This window comes from Streptomyces sp. NPDC031265 (assembly GCF_055570295.1).
On the sequence record NZ_JBVIHM010000006.1, the window covers coordinates 88,976 to 114,024 of the forward strand.

At 72.3% G+C, this 25,049-nt stretch carries 22 protein-coding genes and 1 pseudogene; 5 read left to right on the plus strand and 18 right to left on the minus strand.

The window, feature by feature from the left end; all coding sequences use genetic code 11:
* Positions 1-42: 42 nt before the first annotated feature.
* A complete protein-coding gene (locus ACZ499_RS12185) occupies positions 43-3,090 on the plus strand; it encodes an alpha-mannosidase (protein ID WP_468674213.1) in 3,048 nt (1,015 codons plus the stop codon).
* Here ACZ499_RS12185 and ACZ499_RS12190 read toward each other — a convergent pair.
* The 5 genes from ACZ499_RS12190 to ACZ499_RS12210 all read right to left on the minus strand — a co-directional run bounded on the left by ACZ499_RS12190 (position 3,053) and on the right by ACZ499_RS12210 (position 6,831).
* Entirely contained in the window at positions 3,053-3,490 is a 438-nt protein-coding gene (locus ACZ499_RS12190; protein WP_468674216.1) for an STAS domain-containing protein, read from the minus strand. The genes ACZ499_RS12185 and ACZ499_RS12190 overlap by 38 nt on opposite strands.
* A gap of 116 nt (positions 3,491-3,606) precedes the next feature.
* A complete protein-coding gene (locus tag ACZ499_RS12195) occupies positions 3,607-4,332 on the minus strand; it encodes a GNAT family N-acetyltransferase (RefSeq protein WP_468674219.1) in 726 nt (241 codons plus the stop codon).
* Positions 4,329-5,252, minus strand: a complete 924-nt coding sequence (locus ACZ499_RS12200) for an NADP-dependent oxidoreductase (RefSeq protein WP_468674222.1) — start codon at positions 5,250-5,252, stop codon at positions 4,329-4,331. Before ACZ499_RS12200 ends, ACZ499_RS12195 begins: the two co-directional genes overlap by 4 nt.
* A 104-nt stretch (positions 5,253-5,356) precedes the next feature.
* Positions 5,357-5,860 (minus strand): hypothetical protein, encoded by a 504-nt coding sequence (locus ACZ499_RS12205; protein WP_468674223.1) that lies wholly within the window; start codon positions 5,858-5,860, stop codon positions 5,357-5,359.
* A 170-nt stretch (positions 5,861-6,030) separates the two neighbouring features.
* A complete protein-coding gene (locus ACZ499_RS12210) occupies positions 6,031-6,831 on the minus strand; it encodes a uracil-DNA glycosylase (RefSeq protein WP_468674225.1) in 801 nt (266 codons plus the stop codon).
* A 303-nt stretch (positions 6,832-7,134) separates the two neighbouring features.
* Between ACZ499_RS12210 and ACZ499_RS12215 the strand changes: the two genes are divergently transcribed.
* Entirely contained in the window at positions 7,135-7,641 is a 507-nt protein-coding gene (locus tag ACZ499_RS12215; protein WP_468674227.1) for a response regulator, read from the plus strand.
* A 40-nt stretch (positions 7,642-7,681) separates the two neighbouring features.
* Here ACZ499_RS12215 and ACZ499_RS12220 read toward each other — a convergent pair whose 3' ends face one another.
* Entirely contained in the window at positions 7,682-9,076 is a 1,395-nt protein-coding gene (locus ACZ499_RS12220) for a SufS family cysteine desulfurase (RefSeq protein WP_468674230.1), read from the minus strand.
* A complete protein-coding gene (locus ACZ499_RS12225; protein ID WP_468674232.1) occupies positions 9,063-10,448 on the minus strand; it encodes a family 2B encapsulin nanocompartment shell protein in 1,386 nt (461 codons plus the stop codon). Before ACZ499_RS12225 ends, ACZ499_RS12220 begins: the two co-directional genes overlap by 14 nt.
* A 514-nt stretch (positions 10,449-10,962) precedes the next feature.
* Between ACZ499_RS12225 and ACZ499_RS12230 the strand changes: the two genes are divergently transcribed.
* Complete coding sequence (locus ACZ499_RS12230; protein WP_468674233.1) at positions 10,963-11,589, plus strand: LAETG motif-containing sortase-dependent surface protein; 627 nt, start codon at positions 10,963-10,965, stop codon at positions 11,587-11,589.
* Positions 11,590-11,667: 78 nt separating this feature from the next.
* Here the strand turns inward: ACZ499_RS12230 and ACZ499_RS12235 are convergent, their stop codons facing one another.
* The 3 genes from ACZ499_RS12235 to ACZ499_RS12245 all read right to left on the minus strand — a co-directional run bounded on the left by ACZ499_RS12235 (position 11,668) and on the right by ACZ499_RS12245 (position 15,438).
* A complete protein-coding gene (locus tag ACZ499_RS12235; protein WP_468674235.1) occupies positions 11,668-13,845 on the minus strand; it encodes a discoidin domain-containing protein in 2,178 nt (725 codons plus the stop codon).
* Positions 13,846-14,061: 216 nt separating this feature from the next.
* Positions 14,062-14,835 (minus strand): ROK family protein, encoded by a 774-nt coding sequence (locus tag ACZ499_RS12240; protein ID WP_468674237.1) that lies wholly within the window; start codon positions 14,833-14,835, stop codon positions 14,062-14,064.
* 123 nt (positions 14,836-14,958) lie between these two features.
* On the minus strand, positions 14,959-15,438 hold the full coding sequence (locus ACZ499_RS12245) for an NUDIX hydrolase (protein WP_468674239.1): 480 nt from the start codon (positions 15,436-15,438) through the stop codon (positions 14,959-14,961).
* A gap of 119 nt (positions 15,439-15,557) precedes the next feature.
* Between ACZ499_RS12245 and ACZ499_RS12250 the strand changes: the two genes are divergently transcribed.
* Entirely contained in the window at positions 15,558-16,727 is a 1,170-nt protein-coding gene (locus ACZ499_RS12250) for a phosphodiester glycosidase family protein (protein ID WP_468674241.1), read from the plus strand.
* An 18-nt stretch (positions 16,728-16,745) separates the two neighbouring features.
* Here the strand turns inward: ACZ499_RS12250 and ACZ499_RS12255 are convergent, their stop codons facing one another.
* A complete protein-coding gene (locus ACZ499_RS12255; RefSeq protein ID WP_468674243.1) occupies positions 16,746-17,522 on the minus strand; it encodes a GNAT family N-acetyltransferase in 777 nt (258 codons plus the stop codon).
* Positions 17,523-18,039: 517 nt separating this feature from the next.
* On the opposite strand from ACZ499_RS12255, the pseudogene ACZ499_RS12260 reads away from it, so the two are divergent.
* A pseudogene (locus ACZ499_RS12260) lies at positions 18,040-18,311 on the plus strand (response regulator); the annotation flags it as partial.
* An 8-nt stretch (positions 18,312-18,319) separates the two neighbouring features.
* Here ACZ499_RS12260 and ACZ499_RS12265 read toward each other — a convergent pair.
* The 7 genes from ACZ499_RS12265 to ACZ499_RS12295 all read right to left on the minus strand — a co-directional run bounded on the left by ACZ499_RS12265 (position 18,320) and on the right by ACZ499_RS12295 (position 25,028).
* Positions 18,320-18,754 (minus strand): MarR family winged helix-turn-helix transcriptional regulator, encoded by a 435-nt coding sequence (locus tag ACZ499_RS12265; RefSeq protein ID WP_468674245.1) that lies wholly within the window; start codon positions 18,752-18,754, stop codon positions 18,320-18,322.
* Positions 18,755-18,829: 75 nt separating this feature from the next.
* Positions 18,830-19,366, minus strand: coding sequence for a PadR family transcriptional regulator (locus ACZ499_RS12270; protein WP_468674246.1), 537 nt, complete (start codon positions 19,364-19,366; stop codon positions 18,830-18,832).
* A gap of 36 nt (positions 19,367-19,402) precedes the next feature.
* Positions 19,403-21,424, minus strand: coding sequence for an oxidoreductase (locus tag ACZ499_RS12275; protein WP_468674247.1), 2,022 nt, complete (start codon positions 21,422-21,424; stop codon positions 19,403-19,405).
* A gap of 190 nt (positions 21,425-21,614) precedes the next feature.
* Positions 21,615-22,034 carry a PTS-dependent dihydroxyacetone kinase phosphotransferase subunit DhaM gene (locus ACZ499_RS12280; RefSeq protein WP_468674249.1) on the minus strand — a complete coding sequence of 140 codons (420 nt, stop codon included), beginning with the start codon at positions 22,032-22,034 and terminating at the stop codon, positions 21,615-21,617.
* Entirely contained in the window at positions 22,031-22,627 is a 597-nt protein-coding gene (gene dhaL / locus ACZ499_RS12285; protein WP_468674251.1) for a dihydroxyacetone kinase subunit DhaL, read from the minus strand. Before dhaL ends, ACZ499_RS12280 begins: the two co-directional genes overlap by 4 nt.
* Positions 22,628-22,716: 89 nt before the next feature.
* Entirely contained in the window at positions 22,717-23,709 is a 993-nt protein-coding gene (dhaK, locus tag ACZ499_RS12290) for a dihydroxyacetone kinase subunit DhaK (RefSeq protein WP_468674254.1), read from the minus strand.
* Between the two features lie 53 nt (positions 23,710-23,762).
* Complete coding sequence (locus ACZ499_RS12295; RefSeq protein WP_468674255.1) at positions 23,763-25,028, minus strand: lipase/acyltransferase domain-containing protein; 1,266 nt, start codon at positions 25,026-25,028, stop codon at positions 23,763-23,765.
* Positions 25,029-25,049 lie beyond the last annotated feature (21 nt).

Consider the following 25,049-nt stretch of genomic DNA (forward strand, 5'->3'; position numbering starts at 1 on the left):
ATCCGCACTTCGCACGACCTCGACCCCACGGAGCAGACCCTCATGCATGACGACCGCAGCCTGGTCGAAGCCCGCCTCAGGCGAGTGCTCGACGAGCGCATCCGTCCCGCCGTGTACCCCGAATCCGTCCCGCTGGAAGTGGCGGTGTGGCACGCGCCGGGCGAGCCCGTCCCGGTCGCCGAGGGGCTGGCCGGCGTCCCCGAGCCGATCGCGGTCGGGGACGCCTGGGGTGCGCCGTGGGGCACCAGCTGGTTCCGGGTGACCGGGACCGTACCGGCCGGATGGGCCGGGAAGACCGTCGAGGCGCTCCTCGACCTCGGCTTCGACGAGAACATGCCGGGCTTCCAGTGCGAGGGCCTCGTCTACCGCCCCGACGGCACCCCGGTGAAGGGCCTCAACCCGCGCAACCAGTGGGTGCGGATCGGTGCGCCGGTCGCGGGCGGCGAGGAGGTGCGGCTGCACATCGAGGCCGCGTCCAACCCCGTGATCCTCGACTACCACCCCTTCGTTCCGACCACCCTCGGCGACAAGGAGACCGCGGGCAGCGCGCCGCAGTACCGGCTGGCCCGGATGGACCTCGCGGTCTTCGACGAGACGGTGTGGCAGCTGGTCCTCGACCTGGAGGTGCTGGGCGAGCTGATGCACGAGCTTCCGGTCGAGGGCGCCCGGCGCTGGGACATCCTGCGGGCGATCGGCCGCGCCCTCGACGCGGTGGACCTCCAGGACGTGAACGGCAGTGCCGCGGCGGCCCGTGCCGAGCTCGCCGGTGTGCTGGCCGTTCCGGCCGGGCCCACCGCCCACCGCATCAGCGCCGTGGGGCACGCGCACATCGACTCGGCGTGGCTGTGGCCGCTGCGCGAGACCGTGCGCAAGGTGGCCCGTACGACGTCGAACATGACGGCGCTCCTGGAGGACGAGCCGGACTTCGTCTTCACCATGTCGCAGGCGCAGCAGTTCGCCTGGATCAAGGAGCACCGGCCCGAGGTGTACGCGCGCGTGAAGAAAGCCGTCTCGGACGGTCGGTTCGTGCCCGCGGGCGGGATGTGGGTGGAGTCCGACACCAACATGCCGGGCTCTGAGGCGATGGCCCGTCAGTTCGTGCACGGCAAGCGGTTCTTCCTCGACGAGTTCGGCGTCGAGAACGACGAGGCCTGGCTGCCCGACACCTTCGGCTTCGCCGCCGGTCTGCCGCAGATCATCAAGGCGGCGGGCGCCAAGTGGCTGCTCACCCAGAAGATCTCCTGGAGCCAGACCAACAAGTTCCCCCACCACACCTTCCAGTGGGAGGGCATCGACGGCACCCGGATCTTCACCCACTTCCCGCCGGTCGACACCTACAACTGCTCGATGAAGGGCAGCGAGATCGCCCACGCGGCCCGCAACTTCAAGGACAAGGGCCATGCCCGGCACTCGCTGGCCCCGACCGGCTGGGGCGACGGGGGCGGCGGCACCACCCGGGAGATGGTCGCCAAGGCGGCCCGGCTGCGGAGCCTGGAGGGGTCGGCGACCGTGGCATGGGAGAGCCCCGCCGAGTTCTTCGCCAAGGCGCAGGCGGAGTACCCGAACGCGCCGGTGTGGGTGGGCGAGCTCTATCTGGAGCTGCACCGCGCCACGCTGACCAGCCAGGCGAAGACCAAGCAGGGCAACCGGCGCAGCGAGCACCTGCTGCGCGAGGCCGAGCTGTGGGCCGCGACGGCCGCCGTGCGGGCCGGATTCCCTTATCCGTACGAGCAGTTGGACCGGATCTGGAAGACGGTGCTGCTGCACCAGTTCCACGACATCCTGCCCGGATCCTCCATCGCCTGGGTGCACCGGGAGGCGGAGAAGACCTATGCGGCGGTCGCCCAGGAGCTGAACGCGATCATCGACGGCTCGCAGCGGGTGCTCGCGGGCGAGAGCGCCTCGGGGGCCACCCTGGTCTTCAACTCCGCGCCCCACGCGCGCGACGGGGTGGCGGCGGGCGCGGCCGCACCCGCTCTCCGTACGGGCGTGAGTCGCGCCGCCCCGCGCGAGGGCGGCGGCTTCGTCCTGGACAACGGACTCCTCTCGGTGGAGATCGACGCCCGGGGGCTCGTGGTGTCCGCGTACGACATCGGCGCCGGGCGCGAGACGGTCGCCCCCGGCAAGGCCGCGAACCTGCTCCAGATCCACCCCGACTTCCCGAACATGTGGGACGCGTGGGACGTGGACGCGTTCTACCGCAACACGGTGACGGATCTGACGGACCTCGACCAGCTCGTGGCGGTGGAGGACGCGGGCGTGGCCGCCGTCAGGATCGTGCGGAGCTTCGGCGACTCCAGGGTCACCCAGCTGCTGAGTCTCGCCCCCGGTGCCAAGCGGCTCGACATCGACACCGAGGTCGACTGGCACGAGACCGAGAAGTTCCTGAAGGCCGCGTTCCCCCTGGACATCCACGCCGAGCGGTACGCGTCGGAGACCCAGTTCGGCCACGTCCACCGGCCGACCCACACCAACACCAGCTGGGAGGCGGCCAAGTTCGAGGCCTGCAACCACCGCTTCGTCCATCTGGAGGAGCCGGGCTGGGGCGTCGCCCTCGTCAACGACTCGACGTACGGCCACGACGTGACCCGGACCGTGCGCGACGCCGCCGAGGGCCCGGGCACGACCACCACGGTCCGGGTCTCGCTGCTGCGCGCCCCGCGCTTCCCCGACCCCGAGACCGACCAGGGGCTGCACCGCTTCCGGCACGCGCTCGTCCCCGGAGCCACGATCGGTGACGCGGTGCGCGAGGGCTACCGCGTCAATCTGCCGGAGCGGCGGGTCGCGGGCGGCGCCGAGGTGGCGCCGCTGGTGACGGTCGACGACGACGCGGTGGTCGTCAGCGCGGTGAAGCTCGCGGACGACGGGAGCGGAGACGTGGTCGTACGGCTCTACGAGTCGCGGGGCGGCCGGGCCCGGGCCCGGGTCACCCCGGGCTTCGAGGCGGACGCGGTGGCGGCGACCGACCTGCTGGAGCGGCCGCTCGCCGAGGGCACTCCGCCCGAACTGGCCGACGGGGTGGTGCGGTTGGCGCTGCGGCCCTTCGAGCTGGTCACCCTCCGTCTGACGCGGACCCGTCCGGGGGTCTGAGGGAGTCCAGGGCCTGCTCCAGCGTGGGAGCAGGCCCCAGGACGGCCGTGAGGGCGGTGATCCGCAGGATCCGCAGGGTCAGCGGATGGTCGCAGACGAGCGCCCAGGAACCGCCCCGCTCGGTCACCCTCCGGTGGGCCCGCACCAGCAGGGCGAGGCCGGAGCAGTCCAGGAACCGGATGGGGCGCAGGTCCACGGCCAGCGCACCCACCCCGTCCCCGGTGAGGGTGTCCAGGCGCGGCCGCAGCGCCTGGACGGCTTGGATGTCGATCTCGCCGTGCAGCTCGACGACGGTCACTCCGGCCCGTGTGTGGACCTTCAGGAGCGGCCGCTCGTGGTGCGGGCGGGAGGCCGGCACGAGCTCGCGCGGACCGTCGTCGACGAATTCGTCGCGGAGCACAATCTCTCCCCCAAAGGCAGCGTGGGTGTGACGGCCGGGGGCTTGGGCCGCCGGGGGGAACGTTAGACGCTAGCCGGAGCGCCACAGGTGCAGAAACAATTCACACGACCGTTTCATCACTCGATCGAGTGAAGTGATCTTGTGAAACTTGCCAGTTCGTCCTCCGGCACCCGGGCCGCCATGAACCGGGTGGTACGGCGGAGCCGGAAGCCCAGGGACTCGTAGAGGCGGATGGCGCCGGTGTTGCGTGCGCCCGTGTGCAGGAAGGGGCGCTCGCCCCGGTCCCGGATGTTCGCCGCGACCGCCAGGATCAGCCGGGTGCCCAGGCCCTGGCCGCGGAAGGCGTCGTCGGTGCAGACCGCGCTGATCTCCGTCCAGCCGGGCGGGTGCAGCCGCTCGCCCGCCATCGCCACCAGGACGCCGTCCCTGCGCACGCCCAGATAGGTGCCGAGCTCGATCGTGCGCGGCAGGAACGGGCCCGGCCGGGTCCGCTCCACCAGCTCCATCATCTCGGGCACGTCGGCGGCGGTCAGCGTGACCGCCTCGGCGAACGGCCGGGCGGCCACCCCGTCGTCCACCAGCTGCACCCCGTCCGCCTCGAACGTCAACTTCCATCCCGGAGGTGGCAGATGGCTCACCCCGAGCAGCGGCACCTCGTTGCCGGGGCCCGCCAGCGCGGCGACGTCGGCCCAGTCCTCGGGCCCCGGATCGTCCGAGAGCGCCAGCCACGGCGTCACCCCGGGCGGATAGCGCAGTACCCGCCCCAGCCGCTCGGAGAAGTGGGAGTGCGGCCCGGTGAGGGAGGTACGGGCAGGGTTGTCGAGGGGGTGCGGTGCGCTCACGCCGCCACCTCGATCACGACCTTGCCGCGCGCATGGCCGTCCTCGACCGCGCGCAGCGCCTCGGACGCGCGCTCCAGCGGGAACGTCGCCGTCACGAACGGGCGCAGCGCCCCGCTCACCACGAGCCGCGCCACCTCGTCGAGCACCGCGGCCGTGCGGGCCCGCCGGACCGGCGAGCCGCCGAGCCGGGCGGCCCCGGGCGCGTCGGCCGCCGTGATCAGCTTCGTACGGTCGTCGACGAGCGCGGCGACCGTCTCCAGGACCTCGCCGCCGACGAGGTCGAAGAGCGCGTCGACACAGTCAGGCGCCGCCGCCCGGACGCGCTCGGCGAGCCCGTCGCCCGCCGAGGACACGTGCACCGCGCCCAGCGCCTCGACGAACTCCTTCTTGCCCTCGCTCGCCGTGCCCACCACCCGCACCCCGAAGGCCCGGGCCAGTTGGGCGACGGCCACGCCCACCCCGCCGCCGACCCCGGTGACCAGCAGCGTCGCCCCGGCGGGCAGATCCAGCTGGCGCACACCGTCGTACGCGGTCGCCGCGGCCACCGGCAGGGTCGCCGCGTCCGTGAACGCCAGGCCCTCCGGCTTGTGAGCGGCCACCGGGACCGGCAGCAGCGCGTACTCCGCGTAACCGCCGCCCACCGGACTGCCGAAGACGGCGTCCCCGACGGCGAACCCCGTCACCCCGGGACCCAGCTCCGCCACCACGCCCGCGACCTCGCTGCCGAACACGCCAGGCAGCTCCGGCTCCGGCGCCCCGGGCCTGCGGAGGCCGTTGCGCAGCTTCCAGTCGACCGGGTTCACCCCGGCCGCCCGGACCGCGACCAGCAGCTGGCCGGGGCCCGGACGCGGCCGGTCCCGCTCGATGAACGCCTCGGTCTCCGGCCCGCCGTTGCGGGTGTACGCGTACGCCTTGGGCATCTGCTGACTCCTCGCTCTCAGCAGCTCCAAGGTCGATCCCGGTGTCGCTATTCCCGGGCGTACGCACTGTTCACGCGACCGCAACGAAGGCCGCGGCCTCGCTGCTAGCAGTTCGGCACGTCCCCGCCGGCCTGCATGAACGCCGCGCTGGCCCAGCCGCGGGCACCGCTCAGCCAGTACCAGGTGGAGGTTCCGTTCACGTTCGCACCGTGGGTCCTGCACTCGATGCGTTCCTGGCTGCCCGGGCTCAGGCTGACGACGACCCCGGCGTTGAGGCTCGGGTTGTCGCGGACGTTCAGCTCGATGCGCGAGGTGACCGTGCCCCAGACCCGGCCGCCGTCGTGGTGGTCCCTGGAGTGATCCCTGTTGTGGTCGTCCCGGTTCCGGCCGTCGCGGTGATCGTCCCAGCGCCATCCGCCGCCGTGGTCTTCCCGGATCCAGCCGCTGATGTGGGTGTCCCACGACCAGCCGCTGCCCCGGCCGCGGTCGTGGCCGTCACCCTGGTCGTGAACCGGCGCCGCCGCTGCCGCGGTGGCGAATGTGCCCATGGCGAGACCGCACGACAGCAGGGTCGCGGCGGCCGCTCGACGTATCCGTCCGGTGTGCATACCGGCTCCTTTCGTCGCTCCCACCCCTTGTGACCAACCCCTCCATCACACACCCGGGCCGCTCCGGGTGCGATTTGGGCAGGTGAGAGCCCGGGGAGCGGTCACCGGGAGGCGGTCTTTCGGTCAAGGTTCAACCAAAGTGGGCGGTTTCAGCGGTCCGACGAGTGTGTTCAGAGCCCCGAGAGGCGCGCGGCATCGCGGAACACCTCGACGAGCATGGCGAGCGTGAGCCGTCCCGTCGAGGTGTTGCGCCGGCTCGGGTGGTAGCAGCCGAGCAGATGCAGCGGCGGGCGGCTTTCGTCCGAGGCGGTCAGCGTCACCTGGACGCCGTGCCCGAACTTCGGCCGGGGGCGCGGCACTTGCCAGCCCGCTTCGCTCAGCACCGGAAACAGCGCCTGCCAGCCGAACGCGCCGAGTACGACGACCGTACGCAACCCCGGGCTCAGCAGCTCCAGTTCGGCCGACAGCCACGGGCGGCAGTTGTCGCGCTCCTGAGGGGTCGGCTTGTTGTCCGGCGGCGCGCAGTGCACGGGCGCGGCGAGCCGTACGCCCCGCAGTTCGAGGCCGTCCCCGGCGTGCGTGGCCTCGGCCTGGGAGGCCAGGCCCACCGTGTGCAGCGCGGCGAAGAGGAAGTCGCCGGAGGCGTCCCCCGTGAACATCCGGCCGGTCCGGTTGCCGCCGTGCGCGGCCGGGGCGAGGCCGACCACCGCGAGCGCCGCGTCCGGCGGGCCGAACCCGGGCACCGGCCGCCCCCAGTACTCCCAGTCCCTGAACGCCGCCCGCTTGGTCGCGGCGACCTCCTCGCGCCAGGCCACCAGGCGCGGACAGGCCCGGCACCGGACCACCTGCGCGTCCAGCGCGTCGAGACTGCGGCAGCGCGGCGCCCGGCGGGCGGGGAACTCGGGGTCGTCGGGGCCCGCCGACGGCCCCTTCGCTCCGCTCGGCCCCGCTGCCCCGCGCGCCTCGTCCATGCCCCCACGCTAGGGCCTGTCCGGGGGCCCGGCTCGGCCCGCCGTTCCGCCGAGGCATGCAGAAGAGCCAAAAGAGGGAGTCACAACCGGCCGAATTATTCGCAGGCGGAGAGCTCCGGGAGGCGAAGAGGCGCGGGCGGGGCTTCCGTTTGCGCTGGCGGACGCCCGTAGATGTCCGCCGTCCCGCCACCGGGCCCCTCGGCAGCGGGGGCAGATGCCGTTGGCAGGTACCGGGGGCCTCCTGCGCCCGGCCCCGGTGCGCACTACTGTGAAAGTCCGGCTGCAGGGGAGTGTGGTTGGGACGTGGACAGTTCGTGGAAGATCCTTGTGGTGGACGACCGCGAGGACAACCTCTTCGCCATGGAGAGCGTGCTGCGTCCCGTGGGCCGCCCGATAGTGTGCGCCCGCAGCGGGGACGAGGCGCTGAAGACCGTACTGCGCGGCGGCATAGCGGTGATCCTGCTCGATGTGCTGATGCCGGAGATGAACGGCCTCGAAGTGGTCGAGTACCTCAAGCGCCTGGACCACACCCGGAACCTGCCGGTCATCCTGGTCACCGGCATCGGCCGCGACGACGACCTCGCGGCCCGCGCCTACCACCTCGGCGTCGCCGACTTCCTGGTGAAGCCGGTGGACCAGTGGGCGGTGCGCTCCAAGGTCCGCGTCCTGGCCGACCTGTACGTGGAGAACCAGCTGCTGCGCCGCCGCCTCGACTCGCTGGGTGCGCCGCTGCCGCCGGTGCCGACCGTCCCGACGCAGGCGCATCGCCCGCCGTGGCGGGCGATGCGGGTGACGGACGACAGACGCTGAATCTGCCGTCCTTCACCTGTTGGCCGTGGGCCAAGAGCCGTCAGCCGGACGCCAGTTGCAGCTGACGCAGCGACGCCACCAGCTGATCCACCTCCTCCGACGTGTTGTAGAGCGCCAGCGAGGCACGGGCCGCCGACTCCAGTCCGTAGTGGGCGAGCGCGGGCTGTGCGCAGTGGTGGCCCGCGCGGACGGCGATGCCGTCGCGGTCCAGCCAGTCGGCGACGGCCGCCGGGTCATGGCCCGCCAGGGTGAAGGTGAGCACCGCGATCCTCTCGGGCGCGGCGCCCACCAGCTCCAGACCGGGCACCGTGGCCATGGCCTGCTGGGCGTAGGCCATCAGCCCCTCCTCGTACGCCGTGACGGCGTCGCGGTCGAAGGAGCCCAGCCAGTCCAGCGCGGCCAGCAGCCCCACCACACCGCCGATGTTGCCGGTGCCGGCCTCCATGCGGTGCGGGACGGGCGCGAAGGTGGTGAGGCCGAAGCCCACCGAGTCGATCATGTTGCCGCCGCCCTGCCAGGGCCGCATGCCCGCCAGGACCTCCGGCTTGGCGTAGAGGGCGCCGATGCCGGTCGGGGCGAACAGCTTGTGCCCGGAGAACGCGTAGAAGTCCGCGTCCAGGTCCTGCACGTCGACCGGGAAGTGGGCGACCGCCTGCGCCCCGTCCACCAGCACCTTCGCCCCGTACCGATGGGCGAGCGCGGTCATCTCCTTCACCGGCGGGACGGTGCCCAGGACGTTGGAGGCGTGGCTGAGCGCGACCAGCTGGGTCCGCGAGGAGAGCAGGTCCGCGTACGCGGACTGGTCGATCTCCCCTTCCGGCGTCAGCGGAACCGGCACCACCCGGGCCCGGGTCTCCTTGGCGATCATCTGCCAGGGGACGATGTTGGAGTGGTGTTCGAGGACCGGTACGAGGATGTCGTCGCCGGGCCCGAGGTTGTCCCGGCCCCAGCTCTGGGCGACCAGGTTGACCGCCTCCGTGGTGCCGCGCACGAACACGATGCTGTCGGGGTCCGGCGCCCCCAGGAACCCGGCGACCGCCGCGCGCCCCGCCTCGTACGCCTCGGTGGCCTCGCGGGCCATGGTGTGCGCGCCCCGGTGGATGTTGGAGTTGGCGGCGCTGTAGTACGCGCCGAGTGCCTCGATGACCTGGCGGGGCTTCTGCGTCGTCGCCCCGTTGTCCAGCCAGACCAGCGGGCGGCCGTTGACCGTGCGGTGCAGGATGGGGAAGTCCTGGCGGGCCGTCTCGGCCGAGTAGGCACCCGGCACCGAGGGCCGCCGGGGGAGCCCCGGCTGTCCGGGCACGGCCGGTTGCTCGGGCGCGGTCGGCTGCGCGGGGACGGCCGGCTGCTCGGGCGCGGCGGCCTGCTGGGGCATCGTGGGCAGCCCCGCCACCGGTACCGACGGCACCTGTCGTGTGAGGTCAGGAATAGTCATGGTAGTTGGACACCTCGACGTTCTGGAGGACGGCGACGGCGTCCTCCACCAGGACGGCCGTGTTGAAGTACGCGGTCATCAGGTACGAGGTGATGCCCTTCTGGTCGGTGCCCATGTTCCGCATCGCCAGCCCGGGTTCGAGCTCGTCCTGGACGTTCGACGGGCGCAGGCCCACCACGCCCTGCTCGGCCTCGCCCATCCGCATCAGCAGGATCTCCGTGGTGCCGGAGCCCACACCGCCCGTGAACCGGACCTTGTCGGACGGCAGCAGCGGCACTCCGCGCCAGGTGAGCAGCGGGCTGCCGAATCGGGTGTCGGTGACCGGGGGCACGCCCCGCCGGGTGCATTCGCGGCCGAACGCGGCGATCGCCCGGGGGTGCGCGAGGAAGTACCCGGGCTGCTTCCAGACCTTGGCGAGCAGTTCGTCGAGGTCGTCCGGAGTGGGCGAGCCGGTGCGGGCCTGGACGCGCTGCCCCGCCGAGACGTTGTTGAACAGGCCGAACTCCGGGTGGTTGAGGAGCGCCGCCTCCTGCCGCTCGCGCAGCGCCTGCACGGTGAGGTTGGACTGGGCGCGGGTCTGGTCGATGGGCCCGTTGTAGAGGTCCGCGACGCGGGTGTGGACGCGCAGCACGGTCTGCGCGAGCGTCATGTGGTACTCGCGCGGCGCGTCCTCGTAGTCGACGAACGTCCCCGGCAGATCCGGCTCGCCCACATGGCCGGAGGACAGGTCCACCGGCACCTCGGCGCCCGGCACCATGTGGTTCCCGGCGGAGTAGTCGTCCATGGCGGCCCGCACTCCGGCGTCCCGGTCGGTCAGGGCGGCGAGCGCGCTGCGCTCCGCGACCAGGGCCACGCCGGGCGTGAGCGCCTGCACGCGGTACGGCATCGGCTCGGACCGGGTCCAGCTGTCCAGGTCGAAGAACTGGCCGTCGCCGATGACTTCGAGCAGCGCCTCCTCGCCGTACCGGCCGGTCATGCGCTTCTCGGCGCGGCCGCTCACGATCACCCACAGCCGGTCGGCCGGGTCGCCGCTCTGCACCAGGACCTGACCGGACTCGAAGGACACCTCGGTGAAGGCGCCGGCCAGCTCGGTCAGGAGCGCGTCCTCGGCGTCGCGCAGATACGGCATCTCCCGCAGGTCGCCGGGAACGACGCGGTTGGCGCCGTCGTTGTCCGTGTACGTGGTGATCCGGTCGTCGCCCAGGACGAAGGTGCGGCGCCGGTTGACGCGGTACACCCCGGACTCGACGTCCACCCAGGGCAGCGCACGTAACAGATAGCGCGGGGTGATGCCGCGCATCTGCGGCGTGGTCTTGGTGGCGTTCGCGAGTTGCCGTGCCGCATCCGGGCTGAGGGACATCCGGTCGTTCACCACAGGAACCTCCTCGAAGACATGTGCGGCAGCCGCCGGGGCGGCTGCCGCACAGGAACGAAGACCGATCGTCTGCTTGCCCCCGGGTAGTCCACAAGGCGCCATTCAAGGGCGCGCGGAGCCACCCGGCCTGAAACCCTTCATTCAGTTGATGGATTCCTGAAATGGAGTCGGAGGCTCTCTCGGTAGGCTTCCTGGTGGCTGCCGTCCTGGCGTGACCGGGACGTCTTTTCCTGATTCGTTGAAGGAAATTCAACTTCCCTGGAAAAGGCGCGATATGGCCCAATGGTGACGCTATGAGCGCCTGAAAGTCCCGCTTATGGTGGCGAGTTACCGCGTGGGCGATCCCCAGTGGGGCCGGTGCGGTAGGCGAGTTTCCTGTGTCAGCCGTTGTGAGCGTTGCTCAGGGCAAGACTTACGGGAGTGAATGTGGGGGACCGCTGCTCGGTCGTGGGACGGGAGCGGTACTGTGCGCGCACCGTCAATCCGGCGGTGCGGAACAGTGGAGGATTCTGTGACCGTAATCAGAGGAACGGGGCGTCGTCGTGGAGCGCTGATAGGGGCAGCCGCTGCGGGCCTCATCGGCGTCGGCCTGACCGCGGTGCCCGCGCAGGCCCACACCCCGGTCTGGAAGGTGACCTGCTCGGCCGTCACGGTGGACCTGACCAGGTACTCCGACGAGGCCACCAACACGGTGACCCTCAAGACGGCGGACGGCAAGGACCTGCTTCCCACCGAGGAGTTCAAGGGCGAGTTCCACAAGACCCTCAAGCTCCCCGCCCACGACAAGGAGCTCACGCTCCGGCTCATCGTGAAGGCGGGCGACGGGGACCAGTACTCGCGCGACGAGACCAAGACGTCTCCTGTGTGCGACACGGTGCCGCCGACCAAGCCCACCCCGTCGTCCAAGCCGTCCAAGCCGCCGAAGCCGACCCCGACCCCGTCGGCCAAGCCCAGCAAGCCCGCCCCCGCGCCCAGCACGTCCTCGGCGGCGGCCCCCGCGCCCCAGCCGAGCCCCAACCTGGCGGAGACCGGCTCGTCGAGCTCCACCCCGCTCGTCGCCGGTATGGGCGGTGCGGTGCTCGTCGCGGGCGCCGGCATCGTCTGGGCCGCGCGCCGGCGGCGCACGGCCCGGCACTGAGCCACACACCCCGTGGTGACTGCGCCGGTGACCCGGGCGGGTCTCCGGCGCAGTCGCGTGTCGCAGGGGCAGAGGAGTTCAGGGATACGAGACCAACGTCGACGGCGTCGTCGAGGTGCCCGAGGTGGGCGCCCCGGTGCCGTTGACGACGTGTGCGTACTGCCCCTGGCCGCCGAGTGAGATCACCAGCAGGTCGTGCAGCCGCACGCCCGGCCGGTCCGGCACCTCGAAGCCGTGGTCCTGGACGATCGTCGGATCCACGTTGTAGTAGCAGTAGCTGCCCAGTCCCCAGCCCTCGTGGGTGGTCACCGAGTCGGCCACCTTGTACGCGGCGAACCCGCGCACGCCCCCGTTCTGGACCGCGGCCTGGTTGGGCGCGTCGTATGACTTCTCGTTCTGGAAGAAGACCGTCCGGCCGCGCTCGCCGTTCCACCGCACGTCGTACTTGTTGAAGTGCTCGACGAACAGGCCCGTGGCCAGGACGTCGTCGCCGTTGACCGTCAGACCGTAGTCGGCCCGGTTGGTGTCCCAGCCGACGCCGCTGCCGTGGTCGGCGCGCCACAGCCAGGTGTGGTCGACGATGGTGTGGTTGCTGTTGATCTCCATGCTGGTGGTCGCCCGGCCCGCGCCCGCCCCGCCGATCCGGACGAACACGTCCTGGACGGTCGTCGGGTCCGCCGCGTGGTTCGCGCTCGCCCCGGGCGGCCCGACCTGGAGCAGTACGGGCGAGTTCACCGGCCCCGCGTCGATGAGGAACCCGGCGAGCCGCACCCCGTCGACGTCGGCGACCCGCATCGCGGTGACGCCGTTGTCCGGCACGATGGTGGCGAGCCCGAGGCCCAGGACCACCGTGTCGGGCCGGGTGACCTCGATCGGCCGGTCGACGTGGTAGATCCCGGGCGTGAACAGCAGGTTGAGGCCCTGGGCGAGCGCCTGGTTGATGGTCGCCGCGGTCGCGCCGGGCTTCACCACGTAGAACCGGCTCAGCGGGACCGAGCTGCCCGGCGTCGCACCCGAACCCCAGGAGACATCGCGCGCGTCGGTGCGTTTCGCGGGCACGAACACCTTGTAGTCGTTGCCGTCGAGGTAGAGGAACGGCTTCTCGCGCGAGACCGGTGTGGTGTCGAGCGTGGTGTACGGGGGAGTGGGGAAGCTCTGCGCGGGCGCGCCCCGCACCCCGGAGAAGGTCATGTTCCACACGCCGTTGGTCCAGCCGCCCACCGAGCTGTCACGGGTGTACCACTGCTGCTGCGAGTACGGGCCGACCGTGCCGTCGATCCTGCTGTCCGCGATATAGCCGCCGCTGGCCCAGCCGTAGCCGTTCGGGGCCAGATTGAGCCCGCCCTTCACGTGCATCCGCCGGAACGGCGCGGCCTGCGCGACCGCCCAGCGGTCGGTGCCGCTGACCGGGTTGAGCGCCAGGTTCTCGGCGGAGCGCCAGAAGTTCTGGGTGGCGTTGCCGTTGAACCAGCCCGCGTCCACGGTCACATCGCCGTTGAAGGTCGTGTCGTCGGGGTTGAGCCCGAGCCCCGCTATCGACGTGTAGAAGCCGAGGTTGGCATTGATGCCGTTGTACGTTCCGGGCTTGAACAGAAGGGCGTAGCGGCCGGTGCCGAACTGCGCCGACTCCTGCTGCCGGAACACCTGGTCGAGCTTGCCCTGGATGTCGGGGGTCGACGGGTCGAATACCAGGACGTCGGGGCCCAGGTCCCCGCCGCCGGGCAGGGTGGAGCCGCTGCTGCCGAACACCTGGAACTCCCAGAGGGAGTACCCGTATCCGGTGGCGCGGGCCGTCCCGTACATCCGTACATAGCGGGCGGTGCCCGAGATGCTCAGGGTCTCGGTGCCGCCGGGGCCGCCGGCCGTGGAGTAGGCCGTGGTCCAGGCGGTGCCGTCGGTGGAGAGCTCGATGCGGTACGCCTTGGCGTACGCCGCCTCCCACTTGAGGACCACCTTGCCGAGCGCGGCCGGGGCGCCGAGGTCGACCTGGATCCACTGCGGATCGGAGAACGCGCTCGACCAGCGGGTTCCGTCGTTCCCGTCGACGGCCGCGGCGGCCGGGGTGCCGCCGTTCTCCTGGCTGGACACGGTGACGGGCCGGCCCTGGGAGAGAGGCGGCGGATCGGCGTGGGCGGGGGGCGCGGGGACGAACAGGAGCAGCGCGGCCACCAGCGCGGCGGCCACGGCCGCGGCGAGCCGCCGAGGGTGTGCGAACGGTCTGGGGGGCACCGGCGAACCGGTGGGGGGAGCGTGCATCGAGCCTCGATCCGGGTCGTGGGGGTGAGGAACGGAATCTGAGAGCGCTCTCTGACTGCACCCAGATGGTTCTCCCGTGCTACCGACACGTCAAGAGTTGTACGCATACCGGTTGTTGGGGGCCAGGTTCGGTCGCGCCCGCAGGGCCCTGATCCGGCGGCGCCCTTCCCCCCTTCCTCGCCCCCGCGCCGGTGGGGCGCTCTCCCCGTGTGTCGCTCAGCGGGCGGCGCGCTCCTCGACCGAGGCCCGCCGGCCGGGCTGCTCGGGGACGGCGGGCGCCTCGTCGGCCGGGGCGCGTCGGCCGCCGCGCGCGAAGAAGTCGGCCGGCGGCAGGGGCGCGGCGCCGACCGTGACCGCGTCCGGGCCGAGCCGCCCGAGCTCGATGGTGACGCGCTCGACGGGGTGCCGCAGGGCGTACGCGGTGGCGTGCGCGCGCACCGACTCCAGGATGTACGGGCCGAGTTGGAGCCCCGCCCAGCCGCCGATGAGGATGCGCTCGGGGTTGTAGAGGTTGATGAGGTCGGAGAGCCCGGCGCCGAGGTACTCGGCGGTCTCGTCGAGCACGGCCCGCGCGACGGGGTCGTGGGCGGGGCGGCTTCCGCCCCTTCCGGCAGAAGCGTCCGCCTCGGCGCTGCCCTCCGTCACGGCCTCCGGATACGCCGCCGCCACCAGCGCCGACACCGCCGTCTCCTCCGCGATGCCGTCTCGTACGCTGGCGCCCGCCTCGCGCCAGCGCGCGACCAGGGCCTCCGCCCCCGCGTACGCCTCCAGGCAACCCGGCGCGCCGCACCGGCAGCGGCGGCCGCGCACGTGGACCGTGGTGTGGCCCCACTCCGCGGCGCTGCTGTGCGCACCCCCGTAGATCTGCCCGTCGGAGACGATGCATGCGCCGACGCCCGAGCCGAACAGCACGATCACCGCGTCCTGGGCACCACGTCCGCCGCCGAACCGCATCTCGGCCTGGCCGAGCGTCTTGGCGCCGTTCTCCACGAAGAGGGGGACGCCCGGCGGGAGTCGGTCCGCGAGCGCCGTGCGCAGCGCGGGCAGCGGGCGCCACTACGCCGAGATCATCGCGGGCCACCGCCGCCGCGCCCCGCGCGCGGCCTGCCGCCGTCAGGTCCGGCCCGGCCCCTGGAGGTACGCGGCCAGCCGGTCGAGGAAGACCCGCTGCCCCACCACCAGCCTGGCCGACGCCTGTTCCGGCGCGAGCCAGGCGACGCGGTCGATCTCCGGGAACTCCTGCCGCACGCCGGAGCCCCGGGGCCACTCCATGGTGAAGGTGCCGGGCACGACAGTCGTCAGATCGAGGTCGGCCTCGACCGCCCAGACCGTCACGACCTTCCCATTGGCCTGCCGCGACTCGCCGAGCGGCACCCGGGTGCCCTCGGGGGCGGGCAGGCCCAGCTCCTCCTCGAACTCGCGCAGGGCCGCCGCCTCCGGCGTCTCCTCCGGGCCGTACTCACCCTTGGGGATCGACCAGGCGGCCTCGTCGCGGCCGGACCAGAACGGTCCGCCCATGTGCCCGATCAGCACTTCGACGCCGCTCGGTGCGGTCCGGTAGAGGAGGAGCCCCGCGCTGCGCTTCTCGGCCATGCCGCCCAGTGTGATGGCTGATTAGGTTACCGGCGATCGGGTTATAGCAGAAAGAAGTCACATATCTGGGCATTTCGGATGCGTGTCCGCCCGGAACCCCACCTCGGAGAGGGAGCGCCATGGCCCGTCGCCGGCTGCTGCCGTGGAGACACCGCCGCGATCTGACGCCGCCCCAGCGGCGCCGGCGCCGTCTGGCCGTCCGCTCCACGCTGGCGGTGTGCGTGCTCGGCGCCGGGACCGTGGGCTGGTCGGTCCGCGAGGCCCTGACCTATCCGGGTGACGACAGCACGGCCGCGCGCCTGGCGGGCTGGGCCCGCGAGCACGAGCTGGGCTTCGTCGTCGACGAGCTGGAGAACCTCCAGTACGAGATGGACCCGCCGAAGATCGGCGGGTCGCTGCCCGGCGAGTCGCTGGCCCGGATGCGCAAGGCCGCCGTCGCCCCACCGGTCGCGGCGCGCGGTGGGCCGCCGCTGAGGGCCCCGATGCGGCCGCTGGTCGCCCCGGCGCTGGCGGGCGAAGGCGTCTGGCGCGCACTGGTCTCGGCCCGCGGCCGACCGATCGTGCAGGGCACCTATCTGCGCCCCGACGGCGCCCACACCTCGTACGAGGCGGCCGTCGCCTGGGTCAGCGCCAAGGACTCCCGCTTCCAGCTGCACCCCGGACTGCGCGAGCCGGGCGGGTCCTTCGCCGTCCCGCCCAGCATCCCCAAGGGGCAGCGCACCGGCCTGGTGGCGTCATGGAACGGCGGCTTCAAGATCACCGACGGCGGCTCCCGGGGCGGCTTCTACCTCGCAGGGAAGACCGCGGGCGAGCTCCGCGACGGCGCCGCCTCCGAGGTCTTCTACCGCGACGGCTCGATCCGCATCGGTATCTGGGGACGGGATGTGCGGATGACCCCGGACGTCGTGGGGGTGCGCCAGTGCCTCGATCTGATGGTCGACGGCGGCCGGGTGGTGCCCGACATCGACAACGACGCCAAGTGGGGCGCCACCGACCAGAGCAGGATGTACGTGGCGCGCTCCGGCGTCGGCGTCACCGCCGAGGGCGATGTGATCATGGTCGTCGGCCAGGCCCTGTCGGCCCGTACGCTCGCCGAGCTGATGGAGCGCGCGGGCGCGGTCCGCGCCATGCCCCTGGACATGAACCGCGCCTGGCCGTCCTTCATGAGCTACGACGGCAGCCGCACCCCGGACGACCCCGCGCCCACCAACATCCTCGACTTCGAGAACCCCCCGGAGCGCTACTACAACCAGGCCACCCGCGACTTCGTCGCCGTCTACGCCCGCTGACCCCAACGGGCGCCCCGGCTACGGCTGGTGGACGTACGGCGTGGTCGTGCTCAGCCGCGAGAAGCCCAGGCGGCGCAGGATCGGGGCGCTCTGGTCGGAGGCGTCGACCTGGAGGAAGCGGTAGCCGCGCTCGGCGGCGACGCGGGCGCGGTAGGAGACCAGCGCCCGGTAGATGCCCTTGCCGCGCCAGGCCTCGGTGGTGCCGCCGCCCCACAGCCCGGCGAACTCCGTACCCGGAATCAGCTCCATCCGGGCCGCGCACACCGGCACCCCGTCCGCCATCGCCACCACCGCGACCAGGGTGTCGGGGGCCTCGGCGAGCTGGAGCTCCATGCGCCGGGCGGTCCTGGAGGCGTCGTCGCCGAACGCCTGCTCGTGGACGGCCGTCATCAGCGCGACCCCGGCCGCGTCGGTCACCGGCACCAGCTCGACGCCTTCGGGCAGCGCCACCTCACCGAGCTGGTCCTTGGTCTCCGCGACCATCAGGGCCTCGGCGGGCTCGGCCGTGAACCCGGCCGCCAGCAGCCGCCCGCCGAGGTCGCCCGGGGCGTCGTGCGCGTACAGCTTCCACTCGAACTCGCGGGCCGACGAGGCGAAGTGCCGTACCTGCTCGGCGATCTCGCGGTCGGCGGACGCCTCGTCGAGGTCCGACCAGAGGATCCCGTTCCAGACGGGATCCGGTCCGACCTGCCGGACGACCCGGCCCGCGCGCTCGACCCGGGCACCGGGGCCGTCGGGCGGCGAGGTCTCGCGCATCTGCCGGTCGAACAGGGCCAGCACTTCTTCGTTGTCCATGCGCCCACTCCAACATCGGCGGACGGCGGTGACAAACGGGTTTCGAACCGCTCCGGAAGGAGTGGATCCGTCTGCAACCCCTGCGGTAGTCCGTGCACCGCGACTGGTTGACGCCGCGCGTCTGACCTGCAATCAGGCTGCGGTGACGCGGATCCGCCCCGTTGCCGCCGATGGACTCGTCGCGCTGGCACAGACGGTGTCGCCGTGCTGCTGGGCCGGGGGGAGTCCAGCCAGGGGCAACCCCCGCCCGACCTGGCCGGATACGCGCTCGCCGTGATCATCAACATGGCGTGCGCCTTCCGTTCCAAGGCGCCGGTGGGAGTCTGCCTCTTCGCCATCGCGACGTGGACGCTCTACATCGCGCTGGGGAGCTGGCCGGTCGTCGGCACGTACGGCGGGATGATCGCGTGCTACACGGTGGCCGCCACCCGCCCCGCCCGCATCTCCATCAGCTGCGCCGGGGCCCTCGGCGCGGTCTGGCTGTTCGCGGGGTTCCGGGCCGGGAGCGGCTCCATACGTCGGCGAGGCGAGCGACGGCGAGGAGGCCGTCACCCAGGCGGCGCGTATGCGCCCCCATGTGATCCTGATGGACATCCGGATGCCCGGGATGAACGGCACCACCGCCACCGGGCGGACCTCGCGGACGCCGAGGACCCGGCGCCGCGCATCCTCGTCCTCACCACGTTCGACCTCGACGAGTACGTGTACTCCGCGCTGCGGGCCGGCGCCTCGGGGTTCCTGCTCAAGGACTCGGGGCCGGAGCGGCTGCTCACCGCGGTCGCGGCGGTCGGCAGGCGTCAAGCCCCGTCGGGGGCGGTGCTGTTGTAGCGGAGCAGATACGCGGCGAACCGGTCGAGGTCGGCTTCCTCCCAGTCCGCGAGCCGCTCGTGGAAGGCGTGCCGCCGCAGCACCGCCGCCTCGGCGAGCTTCTCGGTGCCGGCGGCGGTGAGGTGGAGCAGCTGGATGCGGTGGTCGGCCGGGTCGGTGCGGCGCTCGATGAACCCCAGCTTCTCCAGGGCCGCGATCTGCCGGCTGATGGTCGACTTGTCGAGCATGTAGTACGCGGCGAGGTCGGTCGCGCGGCACCCCTGCTGGTCCTCCATGTGGGACAGCAGGGTGAAGGAGACCAGCGACAGCTCGGGGTGCATGCGCGCGGCGGCCGCCCGGGCGCGGCGGGCGAACGCGGTCAGCTCCCGCTGGATGGTGGTGACCGAATGATCTCGGCTGGGCACGGCTGGTCCTCTCACTGGCTAGTTGCATAATACAACGTCAGTGGGGCGGTGTTCATCCGCCACTCGGGGCCGGGCTCACTCCTCCCCGTCCACCGTATCCAGCGCCTGCGTCAGCCAGCGGATCCAGAACGTCTCCAGCTCGATGCCGCCGCGCAGCACCAGGTGCCGCAGCCGGTCCTGCTCGCTGTCCCGCTCCGGCGGGAAGTCCCGCCGTTCGATCCCCTCGTACATCTCCAACTGCTGCTCGTGCAGATCGAGATGGCGGCGCAGCTCGGCGGTGAGCCCGTCCGTGCCGACCACCGCCGCCGCCCGCATCCGCAGCAGCAGCGGGTCCCGCATCGGGCGCGGTTCCTGCCCGGCGGCCGCCCACGCGGCGAGCTCCGCACGGCCCGCGGGCAGGACCTCGTACTCCTTCTTCTGGCCGCGCGCCGGGGCTTCGGACGGCAGCGCGCGGATGGACCCGGACTGCTCCAGCTTGCCCAGCTCGCGGTAGATCTGCTGGTGCGTCGCGGACCAGAAGAAGCCGAACGACCTGTCGAACCGGCGGGTCAGCTCAAGCCCCGACGAGGGCTTTTCGAGCAGGGCGGTCAGGATCGCGTACGGGAGGGACATGACCGCATCCTAGATTCCGCCGCGCCGCCCGGGTCCTCAGAGGGCCGCCGCCAGCCTGGTGCCCTGGTCGATGGCGCGCTTGGCGTCCAGCTCGGCGGCGACGTCCGCGCCGCCGATCAGGTGCACGCTGACGCCCGCCGCCGCCAGCTCCTCGTACAGGTCGCGCCGTGGCTCCTGCCCCGCGCACAGGACCACGGTGTCCACCGGCAGCACCGTGGAGTTGCCGTCGACGGTGATGTGCAGGCCGGCGTCGTCGATCCGGTCGTAGCTGACGCCCGGCACCATCGTCACGCCGCGGTGCTTGAGCTCGGTGCGGTGGATCCAGCCCGTCGTCTTGCCCAGGCCCGCGCCGACCTTGGAGGTCTTGCGCTGGAGCAGGTGCACCGCGCGCGGGGGCTTGGGCCGCTCGGGCGCGCGCAGCCCGCCGCGCTCGCCGTACGAGGTGTCGACGCCCCACTGCCGGAAGTACGTCTCGGGGTCCAGGCTCGCCGCGTCGCCGCCGTCGGTGAGGAACTCGGCGACGTCGAAGCCGATGCCGCCCGCGCCGACGATCGCCACGCGCTCGCCGACCGGGGCGCCGTCGCGCAGCACGTCCAGGTAGGTGAGGACGCTGGGGTGGTCGGAGCCGGGGATCTCGGGGGTGCGGGGCGTCACGCCGGTGGCGACGACGACCTCGTCGTAGCCGCCCGCGGTGAGCTCCTCGGCGGTCGCCGTGGTGTTCAACCGGACGTCCACGCCGCGCAGTTCCAGCTGCGTACGGTAGTAGCGCAGCGTCTCGTCGAACTCCTCCTTGCCGGGCACCCGCTTGGCGATGTTCAGCTGGCCGCCGACCTCCGCGGCCGCGTCGAAGAGGGTGACCGCGTGGCCGCGCTCGGCCGCCGAGACCGCGAAGGCGAGCCCGGCCGGGCCCGCGCCGACCACGGCGAGGCTCTTGCGGCGCTTGGTGGGGGAGAGGATCAGCTCGGTCTCGTTGCAGGCGCGCGGGTTGACCAGGCAGGAGGTGATCTTCCCGCTGAAGGTGTGGTCCAGACAGGCCTGGTTGCAGCCGATGCAGGTGTTGATGGTCTCGGACCGTCCGGCCCGCGCCTTGGCGACGAACTCGGGGTCGGCGAGGAACGGCCGTGCCATCGACACCATGTCCGCCCGGCCCTCGGCGAGCAACTGCTCCGCCACTTCCGGGGTGTTGATGCGGTTGCTGGTGATCAGCGGGATGGAGACGGACCCCATCAGCTTCTTGGTCACCCAGGTGTACGCGCCGCGCGGCACCGAGGTCGCGATGGTGGGGATACGGGCCTCGTGCCAGCCGATGCCGGTGTTGATGAGGGTCGCCCCGGCCGCCTCGATCGCCCGCGCGAGCGTGACGACCTCCTCCAGGGTGGAGCCGCCGGGCACCAGGTCCAGCATGGAGAGCCGGTAGATGAGGATGAAGTCGTCGCCGACGCGCTCGCGGGTGCGGCGGACGATCTCGACGGGGAAGCGCATCCGGTTCTCGTACGAGCCGCCCCACCGGTCGGTGCGCCGGTTCACGGCGCCCGCGATGAACTCGTTGATCAGATAGCCCTCGGAGCCCATGATCTCGACGCCGTCGTACCCGGCGGACTTGGCCAGCTCGGCCGCGCGGACGAAGTCCTCGACCGTCTGCTCGACCTCGTCGTCGGTCAGGGCGTGCGGCACGAAGGGGCTGATGGGGGCCTGGAGCGCGCTCGGCGCCACCAGGTCCTGGTGGTAGGCGTACCGGCCGAAGTGCAGGATCTGCATCGCGATCCGCCCGCCCGCCGCGTGCACCGCGTCGGTGACCGTACGGTGCTGGGCGGCCTCCGCCTCGGTGGTGAGCCTGGCGCCGCCCTCGTACGGGCGGCCCGCGTCGTTCGGGGAGATGCCGCCGGTGACCATGAGGCCGACCCCGCCGCGCGCCCGCTCGGCGTAGAACGCCGCCATCCGCTCGAACCCGTTCTCGGCCTCTTCGAGCCCGATGTGCATGGACCCCATCAGCACCCGGTTGGGAAGCGTGGTGAAGCCGAGGTCGAGGGGGCTCAGCAGGTGGGGGTAGTCGCTCATGGGGGCGCCTCCAGGTACGGCGGTGTCGTCGCTCCAGTTGTAGAGCACGGGACGCGGTTGTGCAACAAGTTGCATAAAGAGGCGTGGCGATCCCTCGACCGCTCGTGGGCCGGACGCCCGAGGGCCCGGCGGGAACATTCCGCCGGGCTCTCGCTCACGTGCCGCGGATCACACCCTCCGCCACTGCGGATCACACCTTCCGGTAGCCGTACGCCTCCGAGGCCGCCGCCTCCACCGCGTCCAGATCCGCCCCGGCCGAGGCGGTCACGACGGCCGCCACCGCACCCTCCACGAAGGGGGCGTCGACGAGCCGCGTCCCCGCCGGGAGCTCGTCGCCCTCGGCAAGGAGCGCCTTCACGGTGAGCACCGCGCTGCCCAGGTCCACCAGGACCGCCACGCCCGCACCCCGGTCGACGGCGGCCGCCGCCTCCGCGATGAGCTCGGAGCTGGTGCCGAGGCCGCCGTCGGGGGTGCCTCCCGCCGCCGCGACGGGAGCGGTCGCGCCGCCGCCCGCGAGACCCGTCGCGAGCGCGGCGACGGCGGAGGCGACCTCCGCGCTGTGGGAGACGAGCACGACCCCGACGAGTCCGTTGGCCTCGCCCCCGCTCATGCGACGGCCTCCTGGAGCCCCGCGATGAGCAGCGCGGCCGAGGTCGCGCCCGGATCCTGGTGGCCGATGGAACGCTCGCCCAGATAGCTGGCCCTGCCCTTGCGGGCTTGGAGTGGCACGGTCGCGAGCGCCCCGGCCTCCGCCGCCGCGCCCGCCGCCGCGAAGGACTCCCCGAGCGCGTCGACGGCCGGGATCAGCGCGTCCAGCATCGTCTTGTCCCCGGCGGCGGCCCCGCCCAGCTGCGCCACCGCCGCCACACCCTCGCCCAGCGCGGTGGCGAGCTCCTCCCGGCTCACCTCGGCCCGGTCGCCGAGCGCCTTGCCGGTGCGGCGCAGCAGCGTCCCGTACAGCGGTCCGGACGCGCCGCCCACAGTCGAGATCAACTGCCGTCCGGCGAGGGCGAGTACGGCGCCGGGGGTGTCCGGGGCCTCCTTCTCCAGGACGGCGGTGACGGCGGTGAAACCGCGCTGGAGGTTGGTGCCGTGGTCGGCGTCGCCGATGGCCGAGTCCAGTTCGGTCAGCCGCGCCGCCTCCCGGTCCACGGCCGAGGCCGTCACGGTCATCCAGCGACGGAAGAAAGCGGCGTCGAGCACGAGCCCTCCTTGAGGCGTGGGTGTAGGTGTAGGTGTAGGTGTAGGTGTACGGATGGGATGCGGGCCGGGGCCGGATCGGGCCACGGTGGTCAGCAACCCCACCGCAGGGCGGGCGTGTTCACCGGCGCGTCCCACAGCCGCAGCAGCTCCTCATCGGCCTGACACAGCGTCACCGAGCAGCCCGCCATGTCGAGGGAGGTCACATAGTTGCCCACGAGCGTGCGGGCCACCGGGACGCGCCGCTCGGCCAGCACCCGGTGCACCTCGGCGTTGAACCCGTAAAGCTCCAGGAGCGGCGTCGCCCCCATGCCGTTGACAAGGAGCAGGACGGGACTCGACGGCTTGAGGTCCTCCAGGACGGCGTCCACGGCGAAGTCCGCGATCTCCCGGGAGGTCATCATGGGCCGCCGCTCGCGCCCGGGCTCGCCGTGGATGCCGACGCCGAGCTCCAGCTCGCCGGGCGGCAGATCAAAGGTCGGGCTGCCCTTGGCGGGGGTGGTGCAGGCGCTGAGCGCGACGCCGAAGCTGCGCGAGCTCGCGTTCACCCGGCGGGCGATGGCCTCGACCCGCTCCAGGGGCGCGCCCTCCTCGGCCGCCGCGCCCGCGATCTTCTCCACGAAGAGGGTGGCTCCGGTGCCGCGCCGCCCCGCGGTGTACAGGCTGTCGGTCACGGCGACATCGTCGTCGACGAGCACTTTGGCGATCTGTACGCCCTCGTCCTCGGCGAGCTCCACGGCCATGTCGAAGTTGAGGACGTCACCGGTGTAGTTCTTGACGACGAACAGCACCCCGGCCCCGCTGTCCACGGCGGCCGCGGCCCGCACCATCTGGTCCGGCACGGGCGAGGTGAACACCTCACCGGGACACGCGGCGGCGAGCATCCCGCGCCCCACGAACCCACCGTGCAGCGGCTCGTGCCCCGACCCGCCCCCGGACACCAGCCCGACCTTCCCGGCGAACGGCGCGTCCCGCCGCACGATCACCCGGTTCTCCACGTCGACGGTCAACTCCGGATGCGCGACCGCCATCCCGCGAAGGGCGTCGGCGACGACGGTTTCGGCCACGTTGATGAGCATCTTCATGGGGTGCCTCCGGGTGAGGTCAGCGGAAGTTGCGCCGGTCGCCGGTGAAGTGTTCACCGGCCCGCCGGGCAGTGCGTGCGTGGGCGGCGCAGGTCGGTGGTGAGGCGGGTCAGGACGTTGGGGTCGCCGGGTAGGGCGAAGTGGTCGACGCCCGGGTTGTCGGTGAGGCTGAAGTGGTGGCAGGGCATCGCGCGCCAGGCCAGGACCGCGTCGTTGGTGAGGTCTTCCTGGTTGCCGTCGCCGTCGCGGTGGAGGAACTCGGCCCCGCTCGCGAGCCGGCCCACCGTCAGGTCCGGCAGCCGCGCCCCCACGGTGGTGGGCAGGCCCGAGCCCTTCTCCGCGTACACGTCGACGTTCGGGAAGTCGCGCGGGTCGGTGAACCGTACGAAGCCGATGTAGTGGTCGGCCAGGGCGCGGGCCGCCGGTGGGAGTCCGGCGTCCGTCAGTAGTCGGCGGTAGCCGCGCGGGGTGTAACTGCGGCCGCTGGAGCGGTCGTTGAGTACCGTCTCCCGGTCGCCCATCACCCCGGGGTCGGACGCGCTCATGTACGTCGACGGGGCGCTCAGATACATACGGGCGCTGCTCTCGGCGTTCTCCTTGGTGGTGGGGTAGCCGAAGTCCTGGATGTTGAGCCCGGTGAACAGCGTGGGGTAGAGCAGGCCCTGGCCGGGGAAGTTGCCCGCGATCGGGGTGAAGCCGTGGATGTAGGTGTCCCGCCAGGCCTGTGAGGTGTGGGTGAGCAGGTACTGCGCGTACAGCGGCCCGTTGGAGTGGCCGATCAGGTGGACCGGGCGGTTGCCGTTGGCGCGGTAGGTGTTCTCGACGAGTTCGCGCGTACGGGAGAGGAAGCCGCCCAGGTCCGGAGTGAGCCGGGAGTCGTACCCGGCGACCCGGATGCCCCGGTCCCGCCGCAGGCCGGCGGCTTCGAGGGTGCGGTAGAGAGGCTCGTAGAAGGGGGCGCTGCGGGTGCTGCCGTACTCCTTGATCCGTACCGTCACGCCCTGCTGTTCCGAGAGGCGCGACGGCACCGGTCCGGTACGGTCCGCGTCGTAGCGCAGGGTCAGCAGCCGGTCCTGGCAGACCTGGCTGAAAACGGTGCTCGGACGGTCGTTGAGGTACCAGTCCTCGAAACTGCCGGAGCGGGGGCAGCCGGGCGCCGAGGTCTGGCCGCCGACGTTCACCGTGAGCTTGGTGAGGTGGAAGGCGGGGAAGAGGACGACGGGTGCGGGGCGGGGGCTCGCCGCACCGGCCGTGGCCGGAGCCGCGACGAGAAGGAGCAGCGTCGCGACGAGCACCCGGAGCCAGGACGTACCGCGCATACGGGAGTACTCCCTTCGGCG